Here is a 26,021-nt window from a genome sequence, read left to right as displayed (position 1 = left end):
ACTTGATAAAGATCCCCTGCTTATCACTAACGATTGCCTTAGAACGTAGTAATATCACATTTTAAATCAATATCTTAATGTTGGGTTTATATTTAAGCGTCACTAACGTACACAGATAAATATCAGAGATGGCGCCGTTCATCAAAGAGCAGGACGGGGCGACCCTGCATCCACGGATTGACTTGAACAACATCCGCGTTTAACTGCCAGTTCGCCATCTGACAGGCAGGACGCCTGAATGTCGTGCAATGCAGGGATGCATGAGAACTACCATGGCTCTCGTTCATAAGCTTAGAAACCCTAGGTTTCTATTCACCGAGTCGGCGAGTGAATGCCATGGCAAGCCTGTAAACTGCTCGTCAATAAACGTTAATTGGTAAGCAGTGTTAGTGGTTTATCAGCCTACAAATCAAATATCATTCAGCGAAGTCTCAATAAGAAAGCCGCTAATGAAGGCGGCTTTTGTGTTTCGATTATTCCATAACCCTTGAATTTTCTTGGTTACATTAAATCTCGAGGCATTAGAGTAAATACACGTTCAAGCTGCAGGCGCCGTGGGCGCCGACGACGAGGGCTTGTTCGATATCGGCGGTTTTTGATGGACCCGCGATAAACACCCCGAACTCACCTGATGCTAACGTGATTTCTTTAGCTGCCTGATGTAGGGTCGGCACAATCTTATTCGTTGGCAGGGCTAAGATCAGGTTTTCACAGATAAAAGGTGTCACTCTGTGGCCTAGATTCTTATTGTTAACCCAAATGGCACCGTTTTCGGCAACGCCAATGTCACCTGGGATCACTGCATAATCTATGTTTTTGAGCTCGTGGGCTGTGGGTGGCATTTCACGGTTTGCCGTGACACCCTCTACAAGGGAGATGACCTGTAACCCTTGGGCGATAAGTTCATCGACTTTGGCTTGCAGGGCTTTGATGCCACCTTCTTTATGCAGCGTACCCGCGACAGTATTGAGGTTGGTCTCGAACTGGCCGACGAGATTTTCGACTCTTGGCGTCACATCTATGCTTGGCATAGGATGATTTGTTAAGGCCGACAGTTTGAGCGCATTGAGAATTTCAAGTTTACTAGACATCTTATAGGCTCCTGTGTTTCTTAAACCAAGCTTCGAAGCTGGAGTTCGGGGCAACGGGCAGTTCACGGTATTTACCCCATGCACCGCTAAAGGGTTTTAACAGACTACCCGGTAGAATGCGCAGCGCAGTTCTCGCCACACTCATAGAGCAGTTCAGCATGGTTTCGCTTGCCATAAATTTACCCACTAATGGCATGTAACTGTTTTTGCCATAGGGGAGTTTTCCGGCTTCAGCCTTAAGGCGTCTGTGGTGGAAAATAATCTTATCGAGCGGCACCTTAGTCGGGCAGATATAGGTACAGCTGCCACACAAGGTACAGGCCCAGGCAATCGAGTTAGTGTCATCAATCTTAGCGCCCACTGCGATACCAATTGGGCCAGGGATAGTGTAGTTGTAGCTGTAACCGCCGGAGCGACGATACACAGGACAGGTATTGAGGCAACCACCACAACGAATACACTTCAATGATTCTGCGAGGATTTTATCCTTGAGCATCTCAGTGCGGCCATTGTCGACGATAATAATGTGCATCTCACCTTCGGGCTGTGGGCCACGGTAAAAGGCGCTATAAGTCGTGACAGGTTGGCCTGTGGCGTTGCGTGCCAGTGTGCGTAGCAAGACGGCTGCGCTATCGATATCGGGCACCACTTTGTCGATGCCCATTGAATGCAACTGCAACTTAGGCAGGTTAGCACCCATGTCGGCGTTGCCTTCGTTCGTGCAGACCACCACGGCGCCTTTATCGGCAATCGCCATGTTCACGCCTGTCATCGCGGCATCGGCGCTAAGGAACTGTTCACGCAGGTGAGCACGGGCGGCGCGGGTTAAATACAAGGGATCGGCTGCCCCTGCTTTAGTGCCGAGTTTCTCATGGAAGAGTTCGCCGACTTCTTCCTTTTTCATATGGATAGCGGGCACGACTATGTGTGATGGTGGCATTTTGGCGAGCTGAATAATCCGCTCACCTAAGTCGGTATCTATGACCTCAATGCCACGTTGTTCTAAGTACGGATTGAGGTGACATTCCTCGGTCAGCATAGACTTAGACTTCACCAACTTTTTGACTTTATGGCGGGATAAAATGTCATGCACGATACGATTGTGCTCTGCGCCATCTTTCGCCCAATGGACTTGTATGCCGTTGGCGATACAGTTTTGTTCAAAGGTTTCAAGATATTGAGCAAGATGGGTTAGCGTGTGGAGCTTAATTTCTGAGCCTAACTGACGCAGTTGTTCCCATTCTGGGATGCTACCCGCGGCGCGGTCGCGTTTTTCTCTGAGCATCCATAGCGCTTTTGAATGCCAGTCGACACGGGTTTCGTCGCGGCAAAAAATATCGGCTTTATGGGCATGGACTTGGGAGCCATTAGCTCCGTGATTATGATTGTAAGCCATGGTGAGTCTCCTAGAGCGCGGCGTTTAGCACTTGCGCTATGTGGCGAATTTCAATCGGCAATTGCTGTCTGCGGATCATGCCATCGAGGTGCAATAGGCATGAGGGATCAAAACCCACCACATACTCAGCACCCGTTGCGGCGTGGGCTTGGGCCTTGTCTTTGCCCATTTTGGCCGACACAGCGCCTTCATCGACGGCGAAGGTGCCACCAAAGCCGCAGCATTCGTCACGGCGGTCTGGATACACTATGTCTATGCCGGCAATATTGGCCAATACAGCTTCGACTTTGTTGAATCTTGGCCCCATTTGCTCACTTGGGGTGGCAAGGCTTAACATGCGAATGCCATGGCAACTCAGTTGCAAGCTTACCTTGTGCGCGAAGGGCTTGGTAAAGGCTGGGATCGGCGCGATATCGTGTAAAAACTCTGTGAGTTCATAGAGTTTGTTGATCACAGCTTGTGCTTCTGGGCTGCTATCAAACTCGTGGAAGTTTTCTTTGGCGGCCACTAAACAAGAGGCGGCAGGGCAAACAATAGCGTCGCATTCCACTCCTTTAAAGGCGTTGAGCAATTTAAGGGTGGTACTGCGTGCTGCATCGAAGCAACCCGAGTTTGTCATCGGCTGGCCACAGCATGTTTGACCCGCGGGTAGAATCACTTGGTGCCCGAGTTTCTCTAATAATTCCAAGGTGGCAATCGCGACCTCTGGCATCATTTGATTGACTAGACACGGGATGAAAAGGGCGATTTTCATTGTGTTTTCTCTTTCTTGTTAGTGAACGACATTGCCTTGCAGTGTGACCCAATATCCACACTAATGCTAAGGTAGTTGATCAAATATAGGCCTATCTTAGCGGAATAAGTAGCCCTAATTTAGTAAATGAGCTTGTAGATTTTTTCAAAAATGAGAATATTTTAACTTGATGATTACATTGATTTTAAAATGTATTTATTCAGGTTTGAAATTCTCAAAAAATACTTAATGACAAATAAATGAGAATAGTTCGCTTATATAAACAAACGGGGCAAAAAATAGCCCCGTTGTTTACTACTGTCATACCAGATTAGCGGCTGCACTCTTCGAGCAGATAAGCTAAGTGGCGGTAGGAAATGCCGCTGTGTTGGGTCAAACCGACTTCGCACATACGGTTGGCGTAATAGCCTTCCTTAATCTCGACAGGAATGAGCTTTTTGATATTACGCAGTGCGCTGGCGTTGATTTCAGGCTTATACAAGCCTTTTTCACCCGCATAACCGCAGCAGTCAATTCCTGCAGGTTTGAGCACTTGTGCAGAGCAGGCATCGGCGATTGCTTGCATCTTAGGCTCGAGTTTCATCTTGCGTGCGCTACAACCTAAGTGCAGTGCCACATTGACTTTTTTGCTGATGTTGAGCTTAGTCAGTAGCTTGTCGTGCATAAACTCAACTAAGTCGATAATTTGTACTTTTGGATTACCTGACAAAGTGCGGTAGGTGCAAGACAAGGCATCGACGATCACTGGCAGCTTGCCACCATTGGTCATCTTGCTCACTGCATCGATAAGTTCTTGGCGTTTGGCATCGGCGTTTTTAAAGTCGCCCTTAGATTCCCACATCTGACCGCAACATAAATCGCGGGTTTTTTCTGGCGTGATGACGTTATAGCCAGCACGTTCCAGCAGCGTGACGACCACCTCTGGCAAAGTGCGGTTATCGGGATCTTTTGGCGTCGGACCAAAGGTTCTGCCGCCGCAGGCTGGGAAGTAAACCACTGTTTCTTGGCCAACTTTAGCGGGGGATGGTTTTGGCAATTTGCCGCCTTTCGGGAAATCGGGGTTCCAATAAGGCACTTCTTTTGAAATCAAACGGCCGGTTTTCATTAGGGCACTGGTAATGTTGTCGCCAGTGATCTTGTGGATCACGCCAAGCATGTCAAAACCTGAACTGATAACCTGGTTAACTGCGCCAAAGTGTTTGGCTTGGAAATCTAAGACTTTTTGTTCAGTAGTGCTGATGTACGGCGTGCGCAGTTTACGCACCAGTTGGCCCATGCTGTTATCCACTGGGCAAGCAATAGTACAAAGCTGGCAGGCGGCACAGGTATCAACTACATCGTATTTAGCGGCGGCGCGCATTTCTGCTGCGGCGGCTTTATCACCGGATTGTTCTAAACGTTCGATTTCACGCAGAGTCGCAATACGTTGACGAGGTGAGAAGTTGAGTGCCGATGTTGGGCAGGTTTTTTCACAGAAACCACATTCGATACATTTATCAACAAAATCATCGACCACAGGGCAGGGCTTGATGTTTTTAACGTGGACATTGCTATCGTCGTTAAGAATAACGCCTGGGTTTAGAATACCCTGTGGATCAAATACTTGTTTGATGCTCTTCATCAAAGTGTAAGCATCTTGTCCCCATTCTTTTTCGACGAACGGCGCGACAGCACGGCCAGTACCATGCTCGGCTTTCATTGAACCGTCGTACTTGTTAATCACCATGTCGGCAATATCATCCATAAAGGCATGGAAACGATCGATATCAGCTTGAGTCGAGAAGGTGGGGGTGATAATAAAGTGGAAGTTCCCCGCAAGAGCATGGCCATAAATACAGCCTTCAGGATAACCATGTTTATGGAAAAGCTCAGTGATATCGTGCGCCGCAGCAGCAAGGTGCTCTAGTTCAAAGGCCACGTCTTCGATGATAACTGAGGTTCCCTTTGGACGCTCACCACCTACAATCGGGAACAAGCCTTTGCGCATTGCCCAGTATTTGTCATAAACCGCTGGATTCGTACTAAATTCCATTGGGCGGATAAAGTCAAAGCCGGCGAGTTTCGCGGTGACATCTTGAGTATAATTTTCTAAGGTTTTGTCGTCATCAGCACGGGACTCTATCAGTAGAATAGCGGATAGGGCTGGTAACTCTGATAACCAATCTGGCATGCCTGGCTTGCCCGTTACTGCTTTGATTGATGGCCAATCAAGGAGTTCAGCAGCAGAAACGCTTTCACCGTTTATCAGTGGTATGGCTCGTGCGGCATCTTCCATATTATGGAATACGGCCATAGCTGAGGCTTTAAATTTAGCTTCATTCACTGTGTGATAAGTGACTTCATTAATAAAGGCTAAGGTGCCTTCCATCCCCACCATTAAGTGGTTGATGATGTCAAATGGGTCGGTAAAATCGAGTAACGAATTGATGCCGTAGCCGGTGGTATTTTTAATGGAATACTTTTTACGAATTCTGTCCGCTAACACTGTGTTATGACGAGTCATGTGCGACAGTTCTGTCAGCGCATCCAGTATTTTTCCATGGGATTTAACAAAGGCAGCTTTTGATTTTTCACAGCCTGTATCGAGTTCAGTACCATCTGCAAAAAGAAGTTTCGCGGAAGCGATAGTTTGGTAACTGTTTTGCGCAGTACCACAGCACATTCCCGAAGCATTGTTTGCCACAATACCACCAATTTTGGCGGAGCCTATGGTGGCGGGATCGGGACCAATTTTGCGGTTAAGCGGCGCGAGTACGGCGTTAGCATCGGAACCAATGACAGCAGCACCTAAGGTGATCTGTTTGGCATCGCTACTGACTTCAATCTTTCTAAAACCATCATGGCCAAGGATCAACAAAATACCTTCACCGATAGCTTGGCCAGATAAACTGGTTCCAGCGGCCCTAAACGTGACGGGTGCATCATGCTTACGGGCAACGGCTAATGTGAGCTTTACCTGTTCTAGGGTTTCTGCATGGACAACCACTTCTGGGACTATCCTGAAGTAGCTTGCATCGGTGGACCAGGCAAAACGGCGAACGGGATCATCCGTCACGGGATGATCACCTAATTGCGTTCTTAGATCATCGATGACCAGTTTATAGTTAATCGACATAGCATCACTCTCTTTATTAATAGATTAAAGCCGAAGTCACTGGGAGTGACTTCGGGCATTCAATAAAATAAAACGGCTTAGAATCCACCCCACAGGGTAGCTATTGTGCCCGCCAGTAAGGCATAACCAATGGCAACAGGCATTGTTTTACGGATAATTTCTGACTCTCTACCTGCCATACCCACTACCGTTGCAGCGGCAACCACGTTCATTACGCACATCATGTTACCGGCGTTTGCACCGATACCTTGTAGTGCCAATACCAGTGTGTGGTTCATGCCAATATTGTCGGCAACGCTGTATTGTAGGCTGGAGAACATCATGTTTGAGAAGGTGGCTGAACCGGATAAGAAGGCACCAAAAATCCCCACGATAGGCGCCATCCAAGCCCACACTGCGCCCATGGAACCTGCCAACATATCCGCTAAAGCGACAGGCATTGAGGCAAGACCTGCACCATTCGCGCCTGAGTTTAAGAAGATTTTCACCATAGGCACTGATGCGCCTAATGAAATAATGGTTGGCAACATGGACTTACATGAAACACCGACCGTTTGCTGAATCGCAGGGCTTTTCATTTTGAACAGGAAGAAACCTAAAATACACACGGCAACAAAGAAGGCACCTGGTGCATATAAGGTTGCGAAGCTGGCTTTAAGCTCAGTGCCCATTAGGCCTGTCCAGCTGATGTTAAAGCTTGATAACCATGCTTTTAACGGTGCCACTGTACGCGACAGTACCAAAAGCGCAGCCATGATGATGTAAGGTGTCCAAGCGGCAATTTGGGAAAACTTAGCCGTTGTTTCGACTTTTCCGCTTTCTTGACTGTCATTCTCTGCGAAATCATTCCATGGTGTTTTAGGCAGTAAGTAGCCTTTACGCGCAACCGGGATCACTAAGGCCATACCGATCAATGAACCGATAACCGAAGGGAATTCTGGGCCTGCAAGGTAGTTGATGATCCATGCGGGGACGGTAAAGGCAAGACCTGAGAAAATCGCAAATTTCCAAATTGCTAAGCCTTCCTTAAAGGATTTATTGCGACCAAAGAATCCAGTTAGCATGGTCACCATTACGAGAGGAATTAATGAACCTGTGATTAAGTCGATAGTGATCATATGCATGACGATATATCGAGCATAACCAGCATAGTTACCCCCATGGGCAGCAAATTGCTCCGCCGCCATGCTCACGCCACCTTGGATCAGACCCTGTTCCATCCCAAAAAGTACGGGTAGACCAATCGCACCGAAGGATACACAGGCCGAGTCAGCAATCAAAGCCACGACAGCTGCGGCAACGGGTGGTACACCAAGCAATACCAGTAGTGGTGCGCCAATGGCTGCGGGAGTACCAAAACCAGCACTACCTTCAATAAAGGCACCGAATAACCAACAGATGATAATGACTTGTACACGGGCATCGGCACTGATGTTAGTAAACCCTGCACGGATAGTGTCCATGGCACCTGAGTATTTCAGGGTATTGAGTAGGAATACGGCACCAAAAATGATGGTTAATGGTGTGATGGCTGAGAGCAGTCCTTCGAGGACCGATGCCGCCAGTAATGTGGTATCCATTTGCCAAATAAACACGGCGGCGAGCGCTGTGATTATCATGGAGATAGGCATAGCCTTAGATGCAGGCATTCTGAGTAACACTAGAAATAGCATTACACTGAGCACTGGCGTCAAGCTAGCGAGGAGTTGAAGTATTGTCATGCTTGCCTCTTCATAAAGTGGTCTGTCTTATTATTGATATTAGGATTTTTCATCTGCCTTCATGTCGACTTCCCAGACCAATAAATCAGCAGTTAATACTGCAAGTACTTACGGTCTCGACATTCTGTGTTGTGTACTAGACGCTATTGTGAGCTTGACTAATATGATCTAGATCATCTTGGCTGTTATATGAAATGCTAATTTACAGTGCTGCGGGGTGCTTCTCTCGGGGGATTTTCTTATATGTGACAATGATCACTTAGACTGTTGGGTGTATATCTACTTTGGTTATATTAAATTAAATTTGTTGTTTTTCTGGTTATTAAAAGTAGAGCTATCACTCATATTCATCGTCATTATTGCAATTAACTGATCCATTTATTTCATTAATAGTCTGTTATTGGTTTTTTCAGTCATTTTTAAGGTGTGATTAAGGTCGCATAGATTGTTGTGGCTGGATTAACTCATTTACTTCTATTTTCATCAAGCTATTGTAATGCTTGCCTAATATGTCAATTTTGGAATGGTTTTTTATAGTGATCTAGAGCACGTTTTAAAATGGTGGGATTTTATTGTGATGGATATCACTTAATGAATTTTACTTTAATATGAAATTTAATAACCATTATTTAATTTAATTTCAGTTTATTTGAGCGAACAGCCAGCCAAAATATTCAAGTATATTGAGAGAACAACAGAAAAGTTGAAATAAATAGTGACCGCTTCTAATGGGTTAAGAGGGGAAATTGAGAGAACAGGGTGAAATTGAAGCAGAAATTTTAAGTAACAAAACTAAAAAATACTGTTTGAACTTTTATCAGACTGGTTAGTGTCATTAATGCTTAAACGCCATTAATGCGAATATTAGTCGTTTGTGAGAAGTGCTAAAAAGTTCACCAAAGACTGTGCAGGGGAAAAGATAAGGCTTTAATCGCAACCTTCTAGGTTAAATTTACAAAATAAAAAAGAGACGTGATATGTCTCTTTTATTGGTGATTTAGCCCAAAGATACAGACTTAAAACAATTTGCTGCCCCAGCCTAATTTGGTCCGCAGAACGTGGAAATAGTTGTGTCCTTTAGGATGAATAAGCCGTAAACGTTCAGAGCTGCGGCGCACTATGATTTCATCGCCGGGTAACACGGCTAAATGCACGTGGCCATCACAGCTGACTTCGAGGTTTTCGCCATTTTCAGGTGATACAACCATTTTTATGGTGCTGCACGCATCGACAACAATCGGGCGGCACGACAAAGTGTGCGGGAACATAGGTACTAAGATTAGGGCCTGTAAATTAGGCGTCAGAATAGCGCCGCCAGCGGAGAGGGCGTAGGCCGTTGAACCGGTAGGCGTTGACACTATCATGCCGTCGGCACGTTGGCTGTACATGAACTGATCGTCAATATAGACCTCAAACTCAATCATGTGGGCAATTTTACCCGGATGGAGTACGGCTTCGTTGACGGCGGTGTTGCTCGCCTTGAGCATACCGTGGCGATAGACTTCGGCTTCGAGTAAGAATCTATGCTCGGTATCGAACTCTCCATCGAGTACCTTGGCGAGCGCCTCTTCGAAGGCATCGGGCGGCAGATCGGTTAAAAAGCCTAAATTGCCGCGGTTAACCCCAATCACGCCTAAATCAAAGCGGGCTAATACCCTTGCCGCGCCGAGCATGTTACCGTCACCACCGACGACTATGGCTAAGTCGCAACGCGCGCCAATTTCTAGTAAATCGACCGCTATGATATTGGGTCCTAATTCGGTAGCAACACGCTCTTCCACTAAGACTTCAAAGCCCTGCATTGTCAGCCAATAATGCAGACGCTTTAAGGTTTGGTTGGTCCCTTGGTGGTGAGGTTTGCCGATAAGGCCGATAGTATGAAACTTTGTGGTCATATTTATGCTAGATCTGGCCTTAGGCCTTGAAACGTCAAAATTGATCCCCATAATATGCCCAGAGTATTTCAGAAACAAAGCATTTTTAGCTGGAGTGAAAATGAGCAACGAATCGATTAAAGCAGAACAGGATCTGATCCAAGAGGGTGTAGAGTCTGAAGTATCTACCGCAGAAGCAAGTCTGATCGATGAGCTTACCCAGGCCAATTTCCGTATTGAAGAGCTGGAACAGTTACTCGCTGAAGCTTTGGCGAAAGTTGAAGAGCAGAAGGATTCAGTCATCCGCGCCGCAGCCGAGGTCGATAACATTCGTCGTCGTGCCGCAATGGATGTGGAAAAGGCGAACAAGTTTGCCTTGGAAAAGTTCGCCAATGAGCTTTTGCCTGTGCTTGATAACATGGAGCGCGCGCTAATGGGTACAAACCCAGAAGATGAAGCGACGAAAGCGATTTATCAAGGTGTTGAGTTAACTCAAAAAAGCTTACTCACTGCGGTGGCTAAATTTGGTGTTAAGCAAATTGATCCACAAGGTCAGTCATTTAACCCTGACCAACATCAAGCGATTGGCATGCAGCCAAGCGCCGAGTTCCCAGCGAACACTGTGATGTTGGTGATGCAAAAGGGTTATGAGCTGAATAGTCGCTTGCTGCGCCCTGCTATGGTGATGGTGTCACAGGGTGGCCCTAACCAAGAAAGTGCAACGATAGATATCGAAGCTTAAGCTTTATTGGATCAGCAGCTGTTATAACAGACAGCAACAAAAAAGGACTGCAATTGCAGTCCTTTTTTTATGGGCGGAATTTTTTATTGATAACATTTAGCGTCTTAACGAGATAAGCAAGTTCAGCCTATTGCGCTAGATAAGCATTGATTTGCGCCAGTATGCCTTCGGCATCCAGTTGCAAGTCGTGGATGACTTCCTCTGGCGAGCCATGTTTAATGAACTCGTCTGGCAAACCAATTTGGAGTACGGCTTTAGGCATTTTTAGCTTTTGAAGCTGTTCAAGCACTCCGGCACCCGCACCGCCTATAATGGCATTTTCCTCCACAGTGACTAACACTTCATGGGTTAGTGCCATTTCTTTTACCAGATCAACATCAAGTGGTTTCACAAAGCGCATATCGACAACCGTCGCATCTAAGCTTTCGGCAGCGGTTAATGCCGATGCGAGCAAGGTACCAAAGTTAAGTATGGCAATACGCTTACCGATGCGCTTAATGACACCTTTACCAATTGGCAACGCAGTCATGGACTCGACTTGCATCGCTCCCGTGGCACTACCTCTTGGGTAACGCACCGCACTTGGGCCCGCATCATAGCAATAGCCAGTGTAGAGCATTTGACGACATTCGTTTTCATCGGACGGCGCCATGATCACCATATTAGGGATACAACGCATAAAACTTAAATCGAATGCACCTTGGTGGGTTGGACCATCAGCACCGACGATACCGCCACGGTCAATGGCAAATAACACGGGCAATTGTTGTAGTGCGACATCGTGAATAAGCTGATCATAGGCGCGTTGCAGGAAAGTCGAGTAAATTGCGACTACAGGCTTGAAGCCTTCGCAGGCAAAACCCGCCGCTAAGGTGACGGCATGCTGCTCAGCAATCGCTGCATCAAAATATTGTTTCGGGAAGCGCTGGGAAAACTCCACCATGCCAGAACCCTCACGCATCGCAGGAGTAATCGCTAACACTTTCTCATCTTGTTCGGCAATGTCGCACAACCATTTACCGAAGACTTGAGAAAAGGTCGGTAATCCGGGTTTGGTGGCCGGCTTTTTAAAGAGTGATGGGTCAAACTTAGGCACAGCATGCCAACCGATAGGATCTTTTTCAGCAGGTTCATAACCACGACCTTTTTTGGTCATGATGTGCAGCACCTGTGGACCTTTCAGATTACGCATATTGCGCATGGTCTCGACCAGAGCGTCTACATCATGGCCATCGATAGGACCTATGTAGTTGAAACCTAACTCTTCAAATAGAGTGCCAGGAACGACCATACCTTTGAGGTGTTCCTCAGTGCGCTTGGCCATTTCTTTGATGACTGGCATACCTTTTAACACTTTTTTGCCGCCTTCGCGCAGTGTGGTGTAGAAACGGCCTGACATCAGTTGTGCTAAATGATTGTTGAGGGCGCCGACATTTTCTGAAATCGACATTTCGTTGTCGTTCAGTACCACGAGCATGTCATTGTGCAAGTCGCCCGCGTGGTTCATGGCTTCAAACACCATGCCGCCGGTCATAGCGCCATCGCCGATGACAGCGACAACTTTACGACCTGCTTGTTCTTTTTCTGCAGCTATCGCCATCGCCAGCGCGGCGCTAATCGACGTGCCTGAATGGCCAACGCTGAAAGTGTCGTATTCACTTTCTTCACGCCATGGGAAAGGATGTAAGCCATCTTTTTGCCGAATGGTGTGCATCTTGTCACGTCGACCCGTGAGAATTTTATGGGGGTAGGCTTGATGGCCTACGTCCCAGATCAGTCGATCAAAGGGGGTATTGTAGACATAGTGCAGTGCCACAGTGAGTTCTACTGTGCCGAGCCCAGAGGCAAAATGTCCGCTGGACATGCCAACAGACTTAAGAAGGAACTCGCGCAGTTCATCGGCTACTTGTGGTAAAAGTGCCTGAGGAAGCTGGCGGAGCTCATTGGGGGTGTTGGCCTGCGCCAACACGGGAAACTGAGAAATGTCCAAACTCATAGCGAGATACTTCGACTCTTATTATATTCTTCGCTCAATGATATAGCGGGCGAAGTCTGCAATTAACTGGCTATTGTATGGCAATTTAGCCAGCGCTGATAGTGCCTCTTGGATCAGTTGTTTGGCGGTGTCTTGTGCACCTTGTAGTCCAAGTAGTTGTGGAAACGTACTCTTATTCGATTCAGTATCAGAGCCTTGCGGTTTACCTAGCTCTTCGGTGGTGGCTACGATGTCAAGGATATCGTCTTGTACTTGGAAGGCGAGTCCTACCGCACGGGCAAAATCCATCATAGCAGCATACTGATCTTTTGGCGCGTTTGCGGCGATTAAAGCTAACTCAACGGCGCAGCTGATAAGGGCGCCAGTTTTCATATTATGTAGCTGAGTTAACGCTTTAAGATCAATATGCTTATCGGTCGAGGCTAAGTCTATCGCTTGGCCTCCACACATACCACGATAACCTGAGGCTTTGGCCAATACTCTTACCATAGCAATATGTTGTTCGCTGCTGATCCCTGGTACGGCTTCGGTGACAATTTCAAAGGCTAAGGTTTGCAGAGCATCCCCCGCTAAAATGGCCGTCGCTTCATCAAAGGCGATATGCACGGTCGGCTGGCCACGGCGGAGCTCGTCATCGTCCATGGCGGGTAAATCGTCGTGGATTAATGAATAAGCATGGATACATTCAATAGCTGCGGCGCAAGCATCTAACTTTTCGAGTTCGACCCCAAACATGCGTCCTACACTGTATACGAGGAACGGTCGAATGCGCTTACCTCCCAATAAGGCACCGTAAGTCATGGCGGCTTTTAATTGGGGAGCTGTATCTTCAAGCGTACTAAAACGCTGTTTTAATTGATTATCAACTCGTTGTTGATATTCTTGAATGGTACTGACTAACACGCTTATTCGCCCTCAACGGCATAGGGGGATAGGGGCGCATTTTCATCTTGTTTCAGTAAAATGGCCACTTTTTGTTGGGCTTGTTCGAGTTTTGCTTGGCTATTTCGAACGAGATTGATGCCACGTTCAAATTGTTTTAACGCGTCATCGAGGGAGATATCGCCTTGTTCTAGATCGGCAACGATGCGTTCAAGTTCGCCAAGGGATTCTTCAAAACTAAGATTTTCGGGTTTCTTCGCCACGTTCAGGTTTCCTTTGATTTAGCGGACACAAGGTATATCAGGGCGGCGTAAGGGTCAAATTCAGACTAAAGATATTTGCTCAATAGCACGCTTTGTTACTGAAATTTTTCCAGAAAATATAAATTGTCGCTAAACTTGCTTAGTGTGTGTCCGATAACTGACAATAGTATCATCATTTGTATGGTAATTTTTAACTGGATAAACAAGACTCGTATGTGTGTCGGTGGGATTATCTTATTCGGTAGAATAACTGAGTGTTCTTGCTTACCCAGAGTAAGTATTATGTCGTTTATTACGAAAATTGAGGAGCCGTTGTGGATTTAGCAACAATAATCGGAATTGTGGGAGCCTTTGGTTTTATTCTCGGCGCTATGGTGACCAGTGGCGGCTTGATGATTTTCGTTGATGTGCCCTCGATCCTGATTGTGTTCGGTGGGTCCTTCTTCGTGGTAATGATGAAGTTCACTCTTAAACAGTTTTTAAGCGCCGTTAAAATTGCTTTGAAAGCTTTTGTATTTAAGATTGATAAACCAGAAGACTTGATTGAACAGTCAGTGACTATGGCGGATGCTGCCCGTAAAGGGGGTTTTTTGGCATTAGAAGAAGCGCAAATTAGCAATACTTTTATGCAAAAGGCTGTCGATATGTTAGTCGATGGTCATGATGGTGAAGTAGTGCGTGCAGCTCTAGAGAAGGACATCGCTCTAACGGAAGAACGTCATCGTACGGGGATTGGCATATTTAGAGCCTTTGGCGATGTTGGGCCAGCGATGGGGATGATAGGTACACTCGTTGGTCTCGTGGCCATGTTATCAAATATGGCGGATCCTAAATCTATTGGTCCTTCGATGGCGGTTGCGTTGTTAACCACATTATACGGCGCTATGGTTGCTAACATGGTTTGTCTTCCTATCGCGGATAAGCTAACGCTTAGGATGGGGGAGGAAATGCTCAATCGTAACCTTATTATGGATGCGGTATTGGCGATTCAAGATGGACAAAACCCGCGGGTGATTGAAGGCTTTTTGAAAAACTATCTTGCTGAAAAAAATCGTAAAATCGATACAACGGACGGAGAGTAGCCCATGGCTAAGTGCAATTGTCCACCGCCCGGAGCACCGCTCTGGTTGGCAACATTTGCTGACTTGATGTCGCTGTTGATGTGTTTCTTCGTATTGTTATTGTCATTTTCTGAAATGGACGTGATGAAGTTTAAGCAGATCGCGGGCTCAATGAAGTATGCCTTTGGTGTTCAAAATAAGGTGGAAGTTAAAGATATCCCGAAAGGGACTTCTGTCATTGCCTTAGAATTTAGACCCGGTCGCCCCGATCCGACTCCGATTGAAATCATTAACCAGCAAACGAATGAAATGACTGAACCTGTATTGGATTTCCAAGCGGGTGAAGACGATAGTGCGGGCGGCGTGCAGCAGCAAAATGGTTCTCAGCGGGGTGGCGAAGCGAGTGCTACGGCGCAAGAAGTTGCCGATGCGGTTAAAGCGGAAGCGGCAGCGGCAGCGGCGCAAGAAAAGATCAATCAGCAAGTGAAGAAGATGGCGCAGGAGCTCAATAAAGAGATCACCGATGGAGCGATTGAAATTGAGTCATTAGGTCAGCAGATTATTATTCGTATACGTGAGAAGGGGTCATTTGCTTCTGGCTCAGGTTTCCTGCAGCCTCGATTTAAACCTGTGGTACGCTCAGTCGGCGAATTGTTAAAAGATGTGCCAGGTGTCATCACAGTGTCAGGTTATACGGATGATATGCAAATAAGCGATGAGCTTTATAGTTCTAATTGGGATTTATCCAGCAAACGTGCCGTGGCAGTGGCCCATGAGTTAGTACAGGTCAGCGGCTTTGATTCTAATCGAATGAAAGTGGTTGGTATGGCGTCTAACAATCCGATTGTGCCTAACGATTCTCCGGAAAATCGTGCCCGTAACCGCAGGGTTGAAATTGCTATTGAGCAAGGTAAAGCGAAGGAGTCTGAAGAAATTCAGATCGGTAATTCGCCTTAAGTGTTTAGATACTCCCAATCAAAAGCCGCAATAATCTTGCGGCTTTTTTATCGAGCTAATGTGGACTTTTCCCTTTTTAGTTAACGTGTTATGCATCAAATCGCTGTGGTTGATTTAAATCCATTTGGGCTTTACGTTAATCACATTGAGTGTGTAATCCCTAAGTTTCCTTGACCATCCCTCAACGACTTATTGTTAATAATTCATCTCAAATCACTTATTTTAAGCAGGGCAATTCACACCATTCGAATAGGCTTTAGTGACATTATTTCAGCCTAACTAGCTGCCGTGATTGAGTCATTAATACGCAATGAATACGCAATGAATACGCCATAAATGTGGCCTGTGTCGCTGTTGGCTATGTGCGCTGAAACTCGCCTTTTTAGGTTGCTTGGGTATATAATCCCCCGATTATTCTTTTAACCAATTTTGCTGTTTTAAAATTGCCCGCGGAAATCCCATGAAGTTTATTGTAAAGCTGTATCCAGAAATCATGATGAAGAGCAAGCCTGTACGCATGCGCTTCACCAAAATGCTCGAAACTAACATCCGTAATGTGCTTAAAAAAGTTGACGAAGATGCAAAAGTGCAGCGTCAATGGGACCGCATTATGGTGATGGTACCAAAGGATAAGCCTGAATTGGCCCAAGCTTTCGGTGAGCGTCTGGCGTGTATTCCTGGCATTGCACACGTAGTGCAAGTGGATGAGTACAGCTTTGAATCTGTTGATGATATTTATCAGCAAGTCTTGCCTGTTTACCGTGACCAACTCGCGGGTAAAACCTTCTGCGTGCGAGTAAAGCGTACTGGCGATCATGATTTTAATTCTATTGAAGTTGAACGTTATGTCGGTGGTGGTTTAAACCAGTTTACCGATGCGCTGGGCGTGCGTTTAAAGAATCCGGACATTACCGTTAATTTAGAGATTGAGCGCGATAACCTTTATATGGTGACTAAGCGTATTGAAGGTCTAGGCGGTTTTCCGATGGCAACACAGGAAGATGTATTGTCCTTGATTTCGGGTGGTTTTGACTCTGGCGTTTCTAGCTATCAATTTATCAAAAAAGGCGCTCGTACCCACTACTGCTTCTTCAATCTGGGCGGCGCACAGCATGAAATTGGTGTTAAACAAGTGGCTTACCATTTGTGGAAAACCTACGGTGAATCCCATAAAGTGAAGTTTATCTCTGTGCCTTTTGAGCCTGTGGTTGCTGAGATTTTAGAGCGTATCGATAACGGTCAAATGGGCGTTGTATTGAAACGCATGATGATGCGTACCGCGGCGCGTATCGCCGAGCGTATGGGCATTCAAGCCTTAGTTACCGGTGAAAGTTTAGGCCAAGTGTCTAGCCAGACCCTGACCAACTTAAACGTCATCGACCGTTGTACTGAGCTATTGATTCTACGTCCCTTAATCGCCATGGATAAGCAAGATATTATCAACGAGAGCCGTAAAATCGGCACCGAAGATTTTGCTAAATCAATGCCTGAATATTGCGGCGTAATTTCGCAAAAGCCAACGGTAAAAGCGGTATTAGCTAAGGTTGAAGCGGAAGAGAAAAAGTTCTCTGAGGATTTGATTGATCAGATCATCGCCCAATCTGTCACTATCGATATCAGGGAGATCGCAGAACAAATGGATACTCGGATTACTGAGACAGAAACGGTTGCCAGTATCGATACCAACCAAGTGGTCATTGATATTCGTGCTCCTGAAGAAGAGGAAAGCAAACCGCTGCAAATTGAAGGTATTGAGATAAAGCGCATCCCATTCTTCAAGTTAGCGACTCAGTTTGCCGATCTCGATAAGCAAAAGACTTATTTGCTCTATTGTGAGCGTGGGGTGATGAGTAAATTGCAGGCATTGTATTTAATCGAGCAAGGCTACACGAACGTGAAAGTGTATCGCCCATAAGTCGGGCGAAAACCTGCCCATTGCCGTATATCGTCAGTGGGATTGATTTGTTATTCAAGTACAAAAAAGCCGCATATTAATGCGGCTTTTTCTTTGCTCTTACTGAGCGTGACCTGAATTTCAGTGTCGTTTAGGTTATTCGGCTTTAACGACCTGCTGATGAGATGTGACATCATCTGTGGCAATCAACAGAGTGGCTTCTTGTAGCACTTCTTGGTGCATTTTATTCATTGCAGCGGTTAAATCTGCAGTGATATTGGCTTGCAAGTCGCTTGTGTCGATGACGATTTCGTCAACGAGTACATTTGCACTGGCATTAAAGCTGAGTGCTGAGACTAATATTAACGCAAACGCCGATTTTAAATTGAACATAGTCGCCTCCGGGCTGACAAATTAACGCTGTCAGACATTCCCATCATCAACTTTGAGATTGTCTAACTTAGGTATTTCATAGCTATGGATGTTTCATCGCTATTGGTGTTTCGTTGATAAGCTGTTTCATTGGCGCAAAATTTAACCAAAAACGCTGGCCTTTACAAACGATTAAATGTAACAATACGGATTAGAAAAACTAATTAAAAAACGAGACTGAGATCACTATGTCGAGACGATTACCACCGCTTAATGCGGTTAAAGCTTTTGAGGCAGCCGCGCGGCATTTGAGCTTTACGCGGGCAGCGGAAGAATTGTTTGTTACACAGGCTGCGGTGAGCCATCAAATAAAGGCATTAGAAGATTTCCTCGGATTAAAATTATTTCGTCGAAAGAACCGTTCTTTGCTATTAACCGAAGAAGGGCAAAGCTATTTTCTCGACATCAAAGATATCTTTATTCAGCTTGCCGATGCTACCGACAGATTACTCGCCCGCAGTGCGATTGGTTCGCTGACGGTCAGTATGTCACCCAGTTTTGCGATTCAATGGCTAGTGCCACGTTTGGCTAAATTCAGTGAGAAAAATCCCGATATCGATGTGCGAATTAAGGCCGTTGATACTGAAGCGAGTTCATTAACCGATGATGTGGATGTGGCTATTTATTATGGCTTAGGTAATTGGCCTGGGCTACGTGCAGATAAGCTCAGAAACGAAGTGCTTATTCCCGTGTGTTCGCCCATGTTGCTCAATGGTCCTAAACCACTCTCAAAACCGAGCGATTTAAAGTATCACACGTTATTACATGATATGAATCGTCACGATTGGCAGGCGTGGTTTAGGCAATGTGGCATTACCGATATTAATGTGAATCAAGGACCTATTTTCAGTCATTCGTCTTTGGTATTGCAGGCGGCGGCCCACGGTCAAGGGGTTGCCCTGGGTTACAGCGTGCTGGCACGCCCCGATATTAAAGCTGGGCGGCTTGTGTGCCCATTCCAAGAAGTCTTGGTCAGTAAAGATGCTTATTACTTAGTTTGCCAACAAAACCATGCTGAGTTAGGTAAAGTGGTGGCGTTTCGTGAATGGATGTTAGACATGTTTGCCGAGGAGTCTCGCAGTGAGTTGTTGCCCGGATAAGCCGATTTATGTATTAGAAGGGGAGCCTGCGAGTACTTTGATTTTATTGGCCCACGGTGCGGGTGCTAACATGGATTCTGATTTTATGCAGGCCATGTCGGCGGGATTCGTTGCTCAGGGCTTCCGAGTGATGCGCTTTAATTTTCCTTATATGCAGGCGAATGCAGTCGATGGCAAACGGCGTCCACCGGACCGTGCGCCTAAATTGCTTGCGTGTTTTACACATATGCTCGATATCGCCCACTCACAACCACAAGTTGAACGTGTGGTGTTAATGGGGAAATCCATGGGCGGTCGTATGGCGGCCCTATTAGCCTGTGATCCTGCATTAGCGGCGCGCATCGATAGGGTGATTTGTTTAGGTTATCCTTTTGTGCCACTCAAAGGCGGCGAGCCTAGATTGGAACCTTTGAATGAATGCCAAGTCCCAGTATTAGTCGTACAGGGGGAGCGGGATAAGTTTGGTGGCAAAGCGCAGATCCCAAGCTGGCCCTTGAAAGCTGAGATAGGATTGGTTTGGATAACCGACGGCGATCATAGTTTTGTCCCAAGAAAGTCGTCAGGCACCAGTGAAGCCACTAACCTTGCACGTGCTATTGATTTATCAAGTGATTTTATTCGTGAGCTTGATGTTGAGCGAATAAATGTTGAATGAGTTAATCCCATTCCAGCAGGAGCGTTAAATGCGTAAAGGTTTATTGTTACTCGCCGCCGTGAGCGGATTCTTAGCCGTCGCTTTAGGGGCTTTTGGTGCCCATGGTTTAAAAGCGGTCGCGCCACCAAACTTAATTGAAGTCTTTAACTTAGGTGTGCAATATCATTTCTACCATACCTTTGCCCTCATCATGGTTGCATTCTCGGGCCAATGGTTAACCTCGCGTTTACTGGACTGGTCGGCATATCTCTTTGTCGCAGGCATAGTACTATTTTCGGGCTCACTATATGGACTGGCTTTGTTTGGGACTAAGTGGTTAGGTCCTATTACGCCTATGGGTGGTGGTTGTTTCTTACTCGGTTGGTTATTATTTGCCGCCGCGGTATGGCGTCACAAAGTTATCGATGGTCATGAGTCTTAATCGCTGATGCTTATGTGAGTTAATAGGCTTAGGGTGCACCTAAGCCTTTTTTATTTCTCTAATCGCAATTCAAGGTTCAGCAGTAGGCAAATAGGGCATTTGTGGATTGAAATTGGTATACTGGCGCCCAAATCGATAGTCAGCCAATGCTTTGGCTTGGATTTCTCAGGGATCCCCATGAAAAACCTATTTTTATTTTGCCGCGCAGGCTTTGAAAAAGAATGCGCTGCAGAAATCCAACAGCGAGCCGGTGAGCTCAATGTGGGTGGCTTTGTTAAGGCCAACAATAACGACGCTTATGTTGTATACCAATGTTTTGAAGACGACGCTGCCGATACGTTAGTCAAACAACTACCTTTAGACTCGCTCATTTTCGCCCGCCAGATGTTTGCTGCTAGCGACTTGTTAGTCGACTTGCCTGAAAATGACAGAATAAGCCCAATCGTTGCGGCGCTCAGTGACGTCAGCAAAGCGGGTGAAGTGCGGGTTGAAACACCTGACACTAACGAAGCGAAAGAGCTCTCGGCTTTTTGCCGTAAGTTCACTGTGCCTTTACGCCAGCATTTGAAAAAATCGGGTAGCTTGCTCGCGCAGGAAAATCCCAAACGTCCGATTATCCACGTGTGTTTTATTGGCCCCGGCCGTGCCTATGTGGGTTATTCCTATAGCAATAACAGTTCGCCACATTTTATGGGCATTCCACGCCTTAAAATGGCGGCGGATGCACCGAGTCGTTCTAGTCTGAAACTCGACGAAGCCTTTGGCCAATTCGTGCCTAAGGAAGAGCAAGAAGAGCGTATTCGCAGTGGCATGAACTCAGTGGATTTGGGCGCTTGCCCTGGTGGCTGGACTTATCAACTGGTGCGTCGCGGCATGTTTGTGTCGGCAGTTGATAATGGCCCTATGGATGAAAAACTGATGGAAACGGGCCAAGTGAAACATTACCGTGAAGACGGTTTCCGTTTCGAACCGCAACGTAAAAATATCTATTGGCTGGTGTGCGACATGGTTGAGAAACCTGCGCGTGTTGCCGAACTGATTGAAGCTTGGGCGATTAACGGTTGGTTTAAGGAAGCGATTTTTAACCTTAAATTACCGATGAAGAGCCGTTATAAAGAAGTGACAGCTATCCTTGAGACAATGCAGACGATTCTTAAAGAGAATGGTGTGACCGATTTTAAAATACAGTGTAAGCATCTTTATCACGACCGTGATGAAGTGACAGTGCATTTATGGCTACGTCCTAATACCGCGTGGAATTAATTGCTGCGCTAACCCTGCGGTGATCTTGTTGTCGCTAGAATGGTAATAGTCATGCGGGTTTAAAGCCACGCAGGTTTAAAAGCTAGATAACAAAAAGCCCCAAAGGAAACTTTGGGGCTTTTTTGTGTTTACTCATTTGAGTTTCAAGCGCTTGCTTCTTTATAAGCTTTTGCTTGAACACGCGCGTTATACGCTCGTCTTAAACGCGCTCAGCATTGAGATCACAGACGCTCAAGCACCGCTTGCGTGAAGTCAGTCGTGCCGTGAGTGCCGCCTAAATCGCGAGTCGTACGGTCGCCTTCTTCGATCACTGCAGATACCGCTTTACGGATTTGCTCAGCTTTGTCAGCCATACCTAAGTATTCTAGCATTTGGATAGACGCTAAAATCACTGAGGTTGGGTTTGCGAGGTTTTTGCCAGCGATATCAGGCGCACTACCGTGAACGGCTTCGAAAATCGCAGCATCACGGCCAATGTTTGCACCTGGCGCCATACCTAAACCACCCACTAAACCAGCACACAGATCCGATAAAATGTCACCGAATAGGTTAGTCGTTACGATCACATCGAAGTTTTCTGGGTTCATAACTAACTTCATGCACGTTGCATCGACGATCATTTCTTCTGTTTTGATGTCTGGGTAACGTAGGCTCACTTCGCGGGCCACTTTCAGGAACAGGCCAGAAGTTGACTTCATAATGTTGGCTTTGTGTACAATAGTGACTTTCTTACGGTTTTCTTTGCGAGCTAGTTCGTAGGCGAAAGTGGCGATTTGCTCAGCACCTTGGCGAGTGACGATACTGGTTGCTTCTGCCGTTAAACCATCTTCAGACACTTTTTGACCATGGCCAGAATACATGCCTTCGGTGTTTTCACGTACTGTGATGATATCGATATTTTCGTAACGGGCTTGGGTACCTTTGAAAGACAGTACTGGGCGTACGTTAGCATACAGACCGAATTTCTTGCGCAAGGTTACGTTGATAGAAGTAAAGCCTTCACCAACGGGAGTCGTCAGCGGCCCTTTCAGCGTGATACGGTTTTTTTCAATGAGTTCTAAAGTGCGAGCTGGCAGTAACTCGCCTTGCTTTTCAAGTGCAGTCAGGCCGGCATCGGCAAATTCATATTCAAAATCACAGCCCGCTTTATCAAGAATTTTTAAGGCTGAATCAATAATACTTGGGCCAATTCCATCACCTGGAATTACGGTTATCGTTCTTTTTGACATGGAGAAGTCCTTCCACGGTTCGTCGTTACTGCAATTGTCTGCCCCAGTGCTAACTGGATAGCAGGACTATGAATTTGGTATTTTTTCTGCCTATTATTTTAACCATCTTTGGTCAAACTTCACAGGAAATAGTGAGCAATATCACGATTTTTTATGTGGTATAACTTGTAAAAATACTGGGTTCTCACCATGATGGAGAGCCAATGGTTAAAAAAGTCTACTTTAGTCTAACAAATATATAAAAGAGGAAGACATTGAAGTTAATCCCTATCACATCTCTGGTTTTGTTATCCCTTGGAATATTGCCAGCAGTGCAGGCTGAAACCAGCACTAAACCGCTCACCCTAACAGACATTATGCATTTTGAATCCCTTGAAAAGCCGGTTATTGCAGACAAGGGGCAAGTCATCGCGGTCGAGTCTGCGCCCGATCGCGGGGATAGTCACGTCATTGTGAAAAATGTCCTGTCGCAGCAAAGCTATCAAATCTCGGGGGGGTCAGCTCCCTTGGTGAACCATGATGGTCGTTATGTGGCTGTGGTGGTTAAACCGAGTTTGCTTACGCGTGAGACGAGTGATGTCAAGGCGAAGAAAAAACTTAAGTCCGACATGGTGTTGCTCGATACTCAAACTGGCACGCAAACTCGCTTCGAGCGTGTGAAGGAATTTGTGTTCAGTGATGACGGTAAGCATCTGGCGATTTGGTTTGAGGCTGATGAAGAGTCCAAAAAAGAGGCTGAGCCTAAAACGACCGAAAAACTCGCTGAAGCAGGCACACAAAGCCCTGCGAATATTGATAAGCCAAAGGTCGATAAGTTTGACCAAGGTCGACGTTTTACGTTGCTCAGTTTAGAAGACCAAACAAAGCGAATTGATGTCGAGCAGGTTACTGACTATGTTTTTGATAAGGCAAGCCGTAGACTCGCGCTGGCAGTGAACGATATCACCAATAAGCAACATCAATTGCAGTTAGTCGATTTAAACACTCACAAAAAAACCGTTGCCTTTGATTCGCTTAGCCAACAGATTGGTGCGTTAGCGCTGGCTAAAAATGGTCGTTGGCTTGCATTTACGCAGGGCAAAGACAGCGAGTTACCTTATGGCCGCAGCTATCAGTTATCGCTGGTCGATTTGCAGTCTGGCAAAATCAGTACCCCCCCTGAGTCACCCGAGTGGAAACTTAATCGCTACACAAGTTTAAGCTTCTCATTGGATAGCGAACGGCTGTTCTTTGGCCGCGTACCTGAGGTGAGTCAGCTGCTCAGTTTGCAGAAGATCACCGAAGAAAAAGACCTGTTCGATACAAATATTGTCACCGGACAGCGTGGGCTTAAGGTGTGGCATGGGGATGATCCTCGTATTAAGCCTAATGAAATCAAGCAATATGAGGATGAGCAAAAACGCACTTACCTTGCGGTATTGCATTTAGGCTCAAATAACGTGGTGCAGCTTGGCGATAAAACTGTTCCAGATGTGACGATTTCACAACATAAACGTTTTATGTTGGCCAGTTCAGATTTGCCCTATCGCAAGATGGCAACTTGGGCAGGGTTCTACCAAGATTATTATCTGGTCGATATTAATACTGGCAGTAAAGTGCCATTTTTGACACAACAGCCGAGTGATGCCGAGCCTACGCTGTCGGGAAATGGCAAGTATGTGGCTTATTATCAGCAAGGTAATGTGTATCTCTATGATATTGCTCAGGATCGTCGTACTAATCTCACAAAATCCCTAAAGGTCAGTTTTGCCGATGAAGACCACGATTATCCATCCAGCGCTCCAGGATATGGTTTTGGTCCTTGGCTTAAAAATGATGCGGGTTTCTTGGTTTACGACAAATACGATGTTTGGCAGTTTAATACCGAATCTAAGGCGGGTTTTGCCTTAACCGCAGGTAAAGGGCGCACTCAGAAAATTCAATATCGGCTTGAGGGCTTAGTCGATAATCCCGATGAGCCGACAGAGCTTGCCTATAACGCTACGGTTTTACTCCACGGTTATAGTGATAAAACCAAGGCCGATGGTTTTTATCAAGCCACCTTGGGTGAAGCAGGCGTGAAGACGTTGATGCAAGGTGAGTATAAGCTGACAGTATTGGGACGCAGTAAAGACGCCGATACTATCGTGTTTTCTAAGGAACGTTTTGACTTATTCCCTGACTTGTATACGGCCAGCTATAGCGCACCGCAAAATGCAGTTAAGCAAACCGATTTAGATAAGCAGCGTCAAGCATTTAACTGGAGCCAATCCGAGTTAGTTCACTGGACAAATGGCGATGGTAAACCGTTAGATGGCGTGCTGATCAAGCCGACGAATTATCAAGCGGGTAAGCGCTATCCTGTACTGGTTTATTACTATCGCTTTATGACGGATAGACTGCATGCCTTCCCGCAGATGAACATTAACCACAGACCTAACTTTGCTTGGTACATCAATAATGGCTATGCGGTGTTTCTACCGGACATTCGCTTTGAAATTGGTTACCCAGGGGCGAGTTCAGTACAAGCGCTCACGTCTGGCGTGCAAAAGCTGATTGAGATAGGAATTGCTGATCCCGATGCTATTGGTTTGCAAGGTCATTCTTGGAGTGGCTATCAAACGGCGTTTGCCATTACTCAAACTAAGATGTTTAAGGCGGCGGTTGCAGGTGCTCCAGTATCGAACATGACCAGTGCCTATAGCGGTATTCGCCACGGCACAGGTATTGCGCGTCAGTTCCAATATGAAACCGGACAGAGTCGTATTGGCGCAAGTTTGTTTGCCGCGCCGCAAAAGTATATTGAAAACTCGCCAGTATTTTATGCTGACCGTATTCAAACGCCTTTGATGATCATGTTTGGTGATAAGGACGATGCAGTGCCTTGGGAACAAGGTGTTGAAATGTACTTAGCCATGCGCCGTGCGGGTAAAGAAGTGGTGTTCTTACAATACGAGGATGAGCCGCATCACTTGAAAAAGTACCCGAACAAGCTCGATTACAGCATTCGCATGATGCAATATTTCGACCATTATCTGAAGGGAAAACCCGCGCCAGAATGGCTCAGCAAAGGTGAAGCCTATGTCGAGTATAAGGCCGATGATGAATAGGCAATTGGTTTAGTTGTTTTACAACTGAGTCAATTCGTTGATTGTCAAAATAAAAACGCCACCGATTCGGTGGCGTTTTTATTTAA

At 46.2% G+C, this 26,021-nt stretch carries 20 protein-coding genes; 9 read left to right on the top strand and 11 right to left on the bottom strand.

The window, feature by feature from the left end:
• Positions 1-521: 521 nt before the first annotated feature.
• From L5M51_RS08530 to nadK, 6 genes are all read right to left on the bottom strand, one after another.
• A complete protein-coding gene (locus L5M51_RS08530; RefSeq protein ID WP_028760696.1) occupies positions 522-1,091 on the bottom strand; it encodes a lactate utilization protein C in 570 nt (189 codons plus the stop codon).
• Position 1,092: 1 nt separating this feature from the next.
• Positions 1,093-2,487 carry a lactate utilization protein B gene (locus tag L5M51_RS08525; protein ID WP_113941021.1) on the bottom strand — a complete coding sequence of 465 codons (1,395 nt, stop codon included), beginning with the start codon at positions 2,485-2,487 and terminating at the stop codon, positions 1,093-1,095.
• A gap of 10 nt (positions 2,488-2,497) precedes the next feature.
• A complete protein-coding gene (locus tag L5M51_RS08520) occupies positions 2,498-3,241 on the bottom strand; it encodes a (Fe-S)-binding protein (RefSeq protein WP_006085148.1) in 744 nt (247 codons plus the stop codon).
• A 310-nt stretch (positions 3,242-3,551) separates the two neighbouring features.
• Complete coding sequence (locus tag L5M51_RS08515; RefSeq protein WP_113941023.1) at positions 3,552-6,356, bottom strand: FAD-binding and (Fe-S)-binding domain-containing protein; 2,805 nt, start codon at positions 6,354-6,356, stop codon at positions 3,552-3,554.
• Between the two features lie 77 nt (positions 6,357-6,433).
• Entirely contained in the window at positions 6,434-8,077 is a 1,644-nt protein-coding gene (locus L5M51_RS08510; RefSeq protein ID WP_049821741.1) for an L-lactate permease, read from the bottom strand.
• 1,016 nt (positions 8,078-9,093) lie between these two features.
• The gene (gene nadK / locus L5M51_RS08505; protein WP_081729057.1) at positions 9,094-9,972 is read right to left on the bottom strand and encodes an NAD(+) kinase; all 879 of its coding nucleotides are present in this window, start codon (positions 9,970-9,972) and stop codon (positions 9,094-9,096) included.
• A gap of 100 nt (positions 9,973-10,072) precedes the next feature.
• Here nadK and grpE point away from each other — a divergent pair, with 100 nt between their 5' ends.
• Positions 10,073-10,693, top strand: coding sequence for a nucleotide exchange factor GrpE (gene grpE / locus L5M51_RS08500; protein ID WP_028760692.1), 621 nt, complete (start codon positions 10,073-10,075; stop codon positions 10,691-10,693).
• A 127-nt stretch (positions 10,694-10,820) separates the two neighbouring features.
• On the opposite strand, the gene dxs is transcribed toward grpE, so the two are convergent.
• Genes dxs through xseB form a run of 3 tightly spaced genes read right to left on the bottom strand, consistent with a single transcriptional unit; the run spans position 10,821 to position 13,834 of the window.
• Positions 10,821-12,689, bottom strand: coding sequence for a 1-deoxy-D-xylulose-5-phosphate synthase (gene dxs / locus L5M51_RS08495; protein ID WP_105249771.1), 1,869 nt, complete (start codon positions 12,687-12,689; stop codon positions 10,821-10,823).
• Between the two features lie 21 nt (positions 12,690-12,710).
• Positions 12,711-13,592: a (2E,6E)-farnesyl diphosphate synthase gene (gene ispA, locus L5M51_RS08490; RefSeq protein ID WP_219234261.1), complete on the bottom strand. Its 882-nt coding sequence runs from the start codon at positions 13,590-13,592 to the stop codon at positions 12,711-12,713.
• A 2-nt stretch (positions 13,593-13,594) separates the two neighbouring features.
• Complete coding sequence (gene xseB, locus L5M51_RS08485; protein WP_006080884.1) at positions 13,595-13,834, bottom strand: exodeoxyribonuclease VII small subunit; 240 nt, start codon at positions 13,832-13,834, stop codon at positions 13,595-13,597.
• Between the two features lie 314 nt (positions 13,835-14,148).
• Here xseB and pomA point away from each other — a divergent pair, with 314 nt between their 5' ends.
• The 3 genes from pomA (at position 14,149) to thiI (ending at position 17,767) form a co-directional block, all read left to right on the top strand.
• Positions 14,149-14,916 carry a flagellar motor protein PomA gene (pomA, locus tag L5M51_RS08480; protein WP_173497062.1) on the top strand — a complete coding sequence of 256 codons (768 nt, stop codon included), beginning with the start codon at positions 14,149-14,151 and terminating at the stop codon, positions 14,914-14,916.
• Between the two features lie 3 nt (positions 14,917-14,919).
• A complete protein-coding gene (locus tag L5M51_RS08475; RefSeq protein ID WP_263172342.1) occupies positions 14,920-15,852 on the top strand; it encodes a flagellar motor protein MotB in 933 nt (310 codons plus the stop codon).
• 460 nt (positions 15,853-16,312) lie between these two features.
• Complete coding sequence (gene thiI, locus L5M51_RS08470; protein ID WP_028760687.1) at positions 16,313-17,767, top strand: tRNA uracil 4-sulfurtransferase ThiI; 1,455 nt, start codon at positions 16,313-16,315, stop codon at positions 17,765-17,767.
• A gap of 135 nt (positions 17,768-17,902) precedes the next feature.
• Here thiI and L5M51_RS08465 read toward each other — a convergent pair whose 3' ends face one another.
• A complete protein-coding gene (locus L5M51_RS08465) occupies positions 17,903-18,139 on the bottom strand; it encodes a hypothetical protein (protein ID WP_198572079.1) in 237 nt (78 codons plus the stop codon).
• Positions 18,140-18,366: 227 nt separating this feature from the next.
• On the opposite strand from L5M51_RS08465, the gene L5M51_RS08460 reads away from it, so the two are divergent.
• The 4 genes from L5M51_RS08460 (at position 18,367) to rlmM (ending at position 21,617) form a co-directional block, all read left to right on the top strand.
• Positions 18,367-19,278 carry a transcriptional regulator GcvA gene (locus L5M51_RS08460; protein WP_105249769.1) on the top strand — a complete coding sequence of 304 codons (912 nt, stop codon included), beginning with the start codon at positions 18,367-18,369 and terminating at the stop codon, positions 19,276-19,278.
• A complete protein-coding gene (locus L5M51_RS08455; RefSeq protein WP_212600334.1) occupies positions 19,259-19,933 on the top strand; it encodes an alpha/beta family hydrolase in 675 nt (224 codons plus the stop codon). Before L5M51_RS08460 ends, L5M51_RS08455 begins: the two co-directional genes overlap by 20 nt.
• A 28-nt stretch (positions 19,934-19,961) precedes the next feature.
• Positions 19,962-20,354, top strand: a complete 393-nt coding sequence (locus L5M51_RS08450) for a DUF423 domain-containing protein (RefSeq protein WP_011918954.1) — start codon at positions 19,962-19,964, stop codon at positions 20,352-20,354.
• A 177-nt stretch (positions 20,355-20,531) separates the two neighbouring features.
• Positions 20,532-21,617, top strand: coding sequence for a 23S rRNA (cytidine(2498)-2'-O)-methyltransferase RlmM (gene rlmM, locus L5M51_RS08445; RefSeq protein WP_263145067.1), 1,086 nt, complete (start codon positions 20,532-20,534; stop codon positions 21,615-21,617).
• A gap of 221 nt (positions 21,618-21,838) precedes the next feature.
• Here the strand turns inward: rlmM and L5M51_RS08440 are convergent, their stop codons facing one another.
• Positions 21,839-22,846, bottom strand: a complete 1,008-nt coding sequence (locus L5M51_RS08440) for an isocitrate dehydrogenase (protein WP_113941031.1) — start codon at positions 22,844-22,846, stop codon at positions 21,839-21,841.
• 254 nt (positions 22,847-23,100) lie between these two features.
• On the opposite strand from L5M51_RS08440, the gene L5M51_RS08435 reads away from it, so the two are divergent.
• Positions 23,101-25,935 (top strand): S9 family peptidase, encoded by a 2,835-nt coding sequence (locus tag L5M51_RS08435; protein WP_263172340.1) that lies wholly within the window; start codon positions 23,101-23,103, stop codon positions 25,933-25,935.
• Positions 25,936-26,021: the final 86 nt, after the last annotated feature.

The organism is Shewanella sp. SM73 (assembly GCF_025653795.1).
Classification (GTDB): Bacteria; Pseudomonadota; Gammaproteobacteria; order Enterobacterales; family Shewanellaceae; genus Shewanella; species Shewanella oncorhynchi.
Note: the sequence above shows the minus strand (reverse complement) of the source record. Positions and strands in the feature narration are given on the sequence as shown.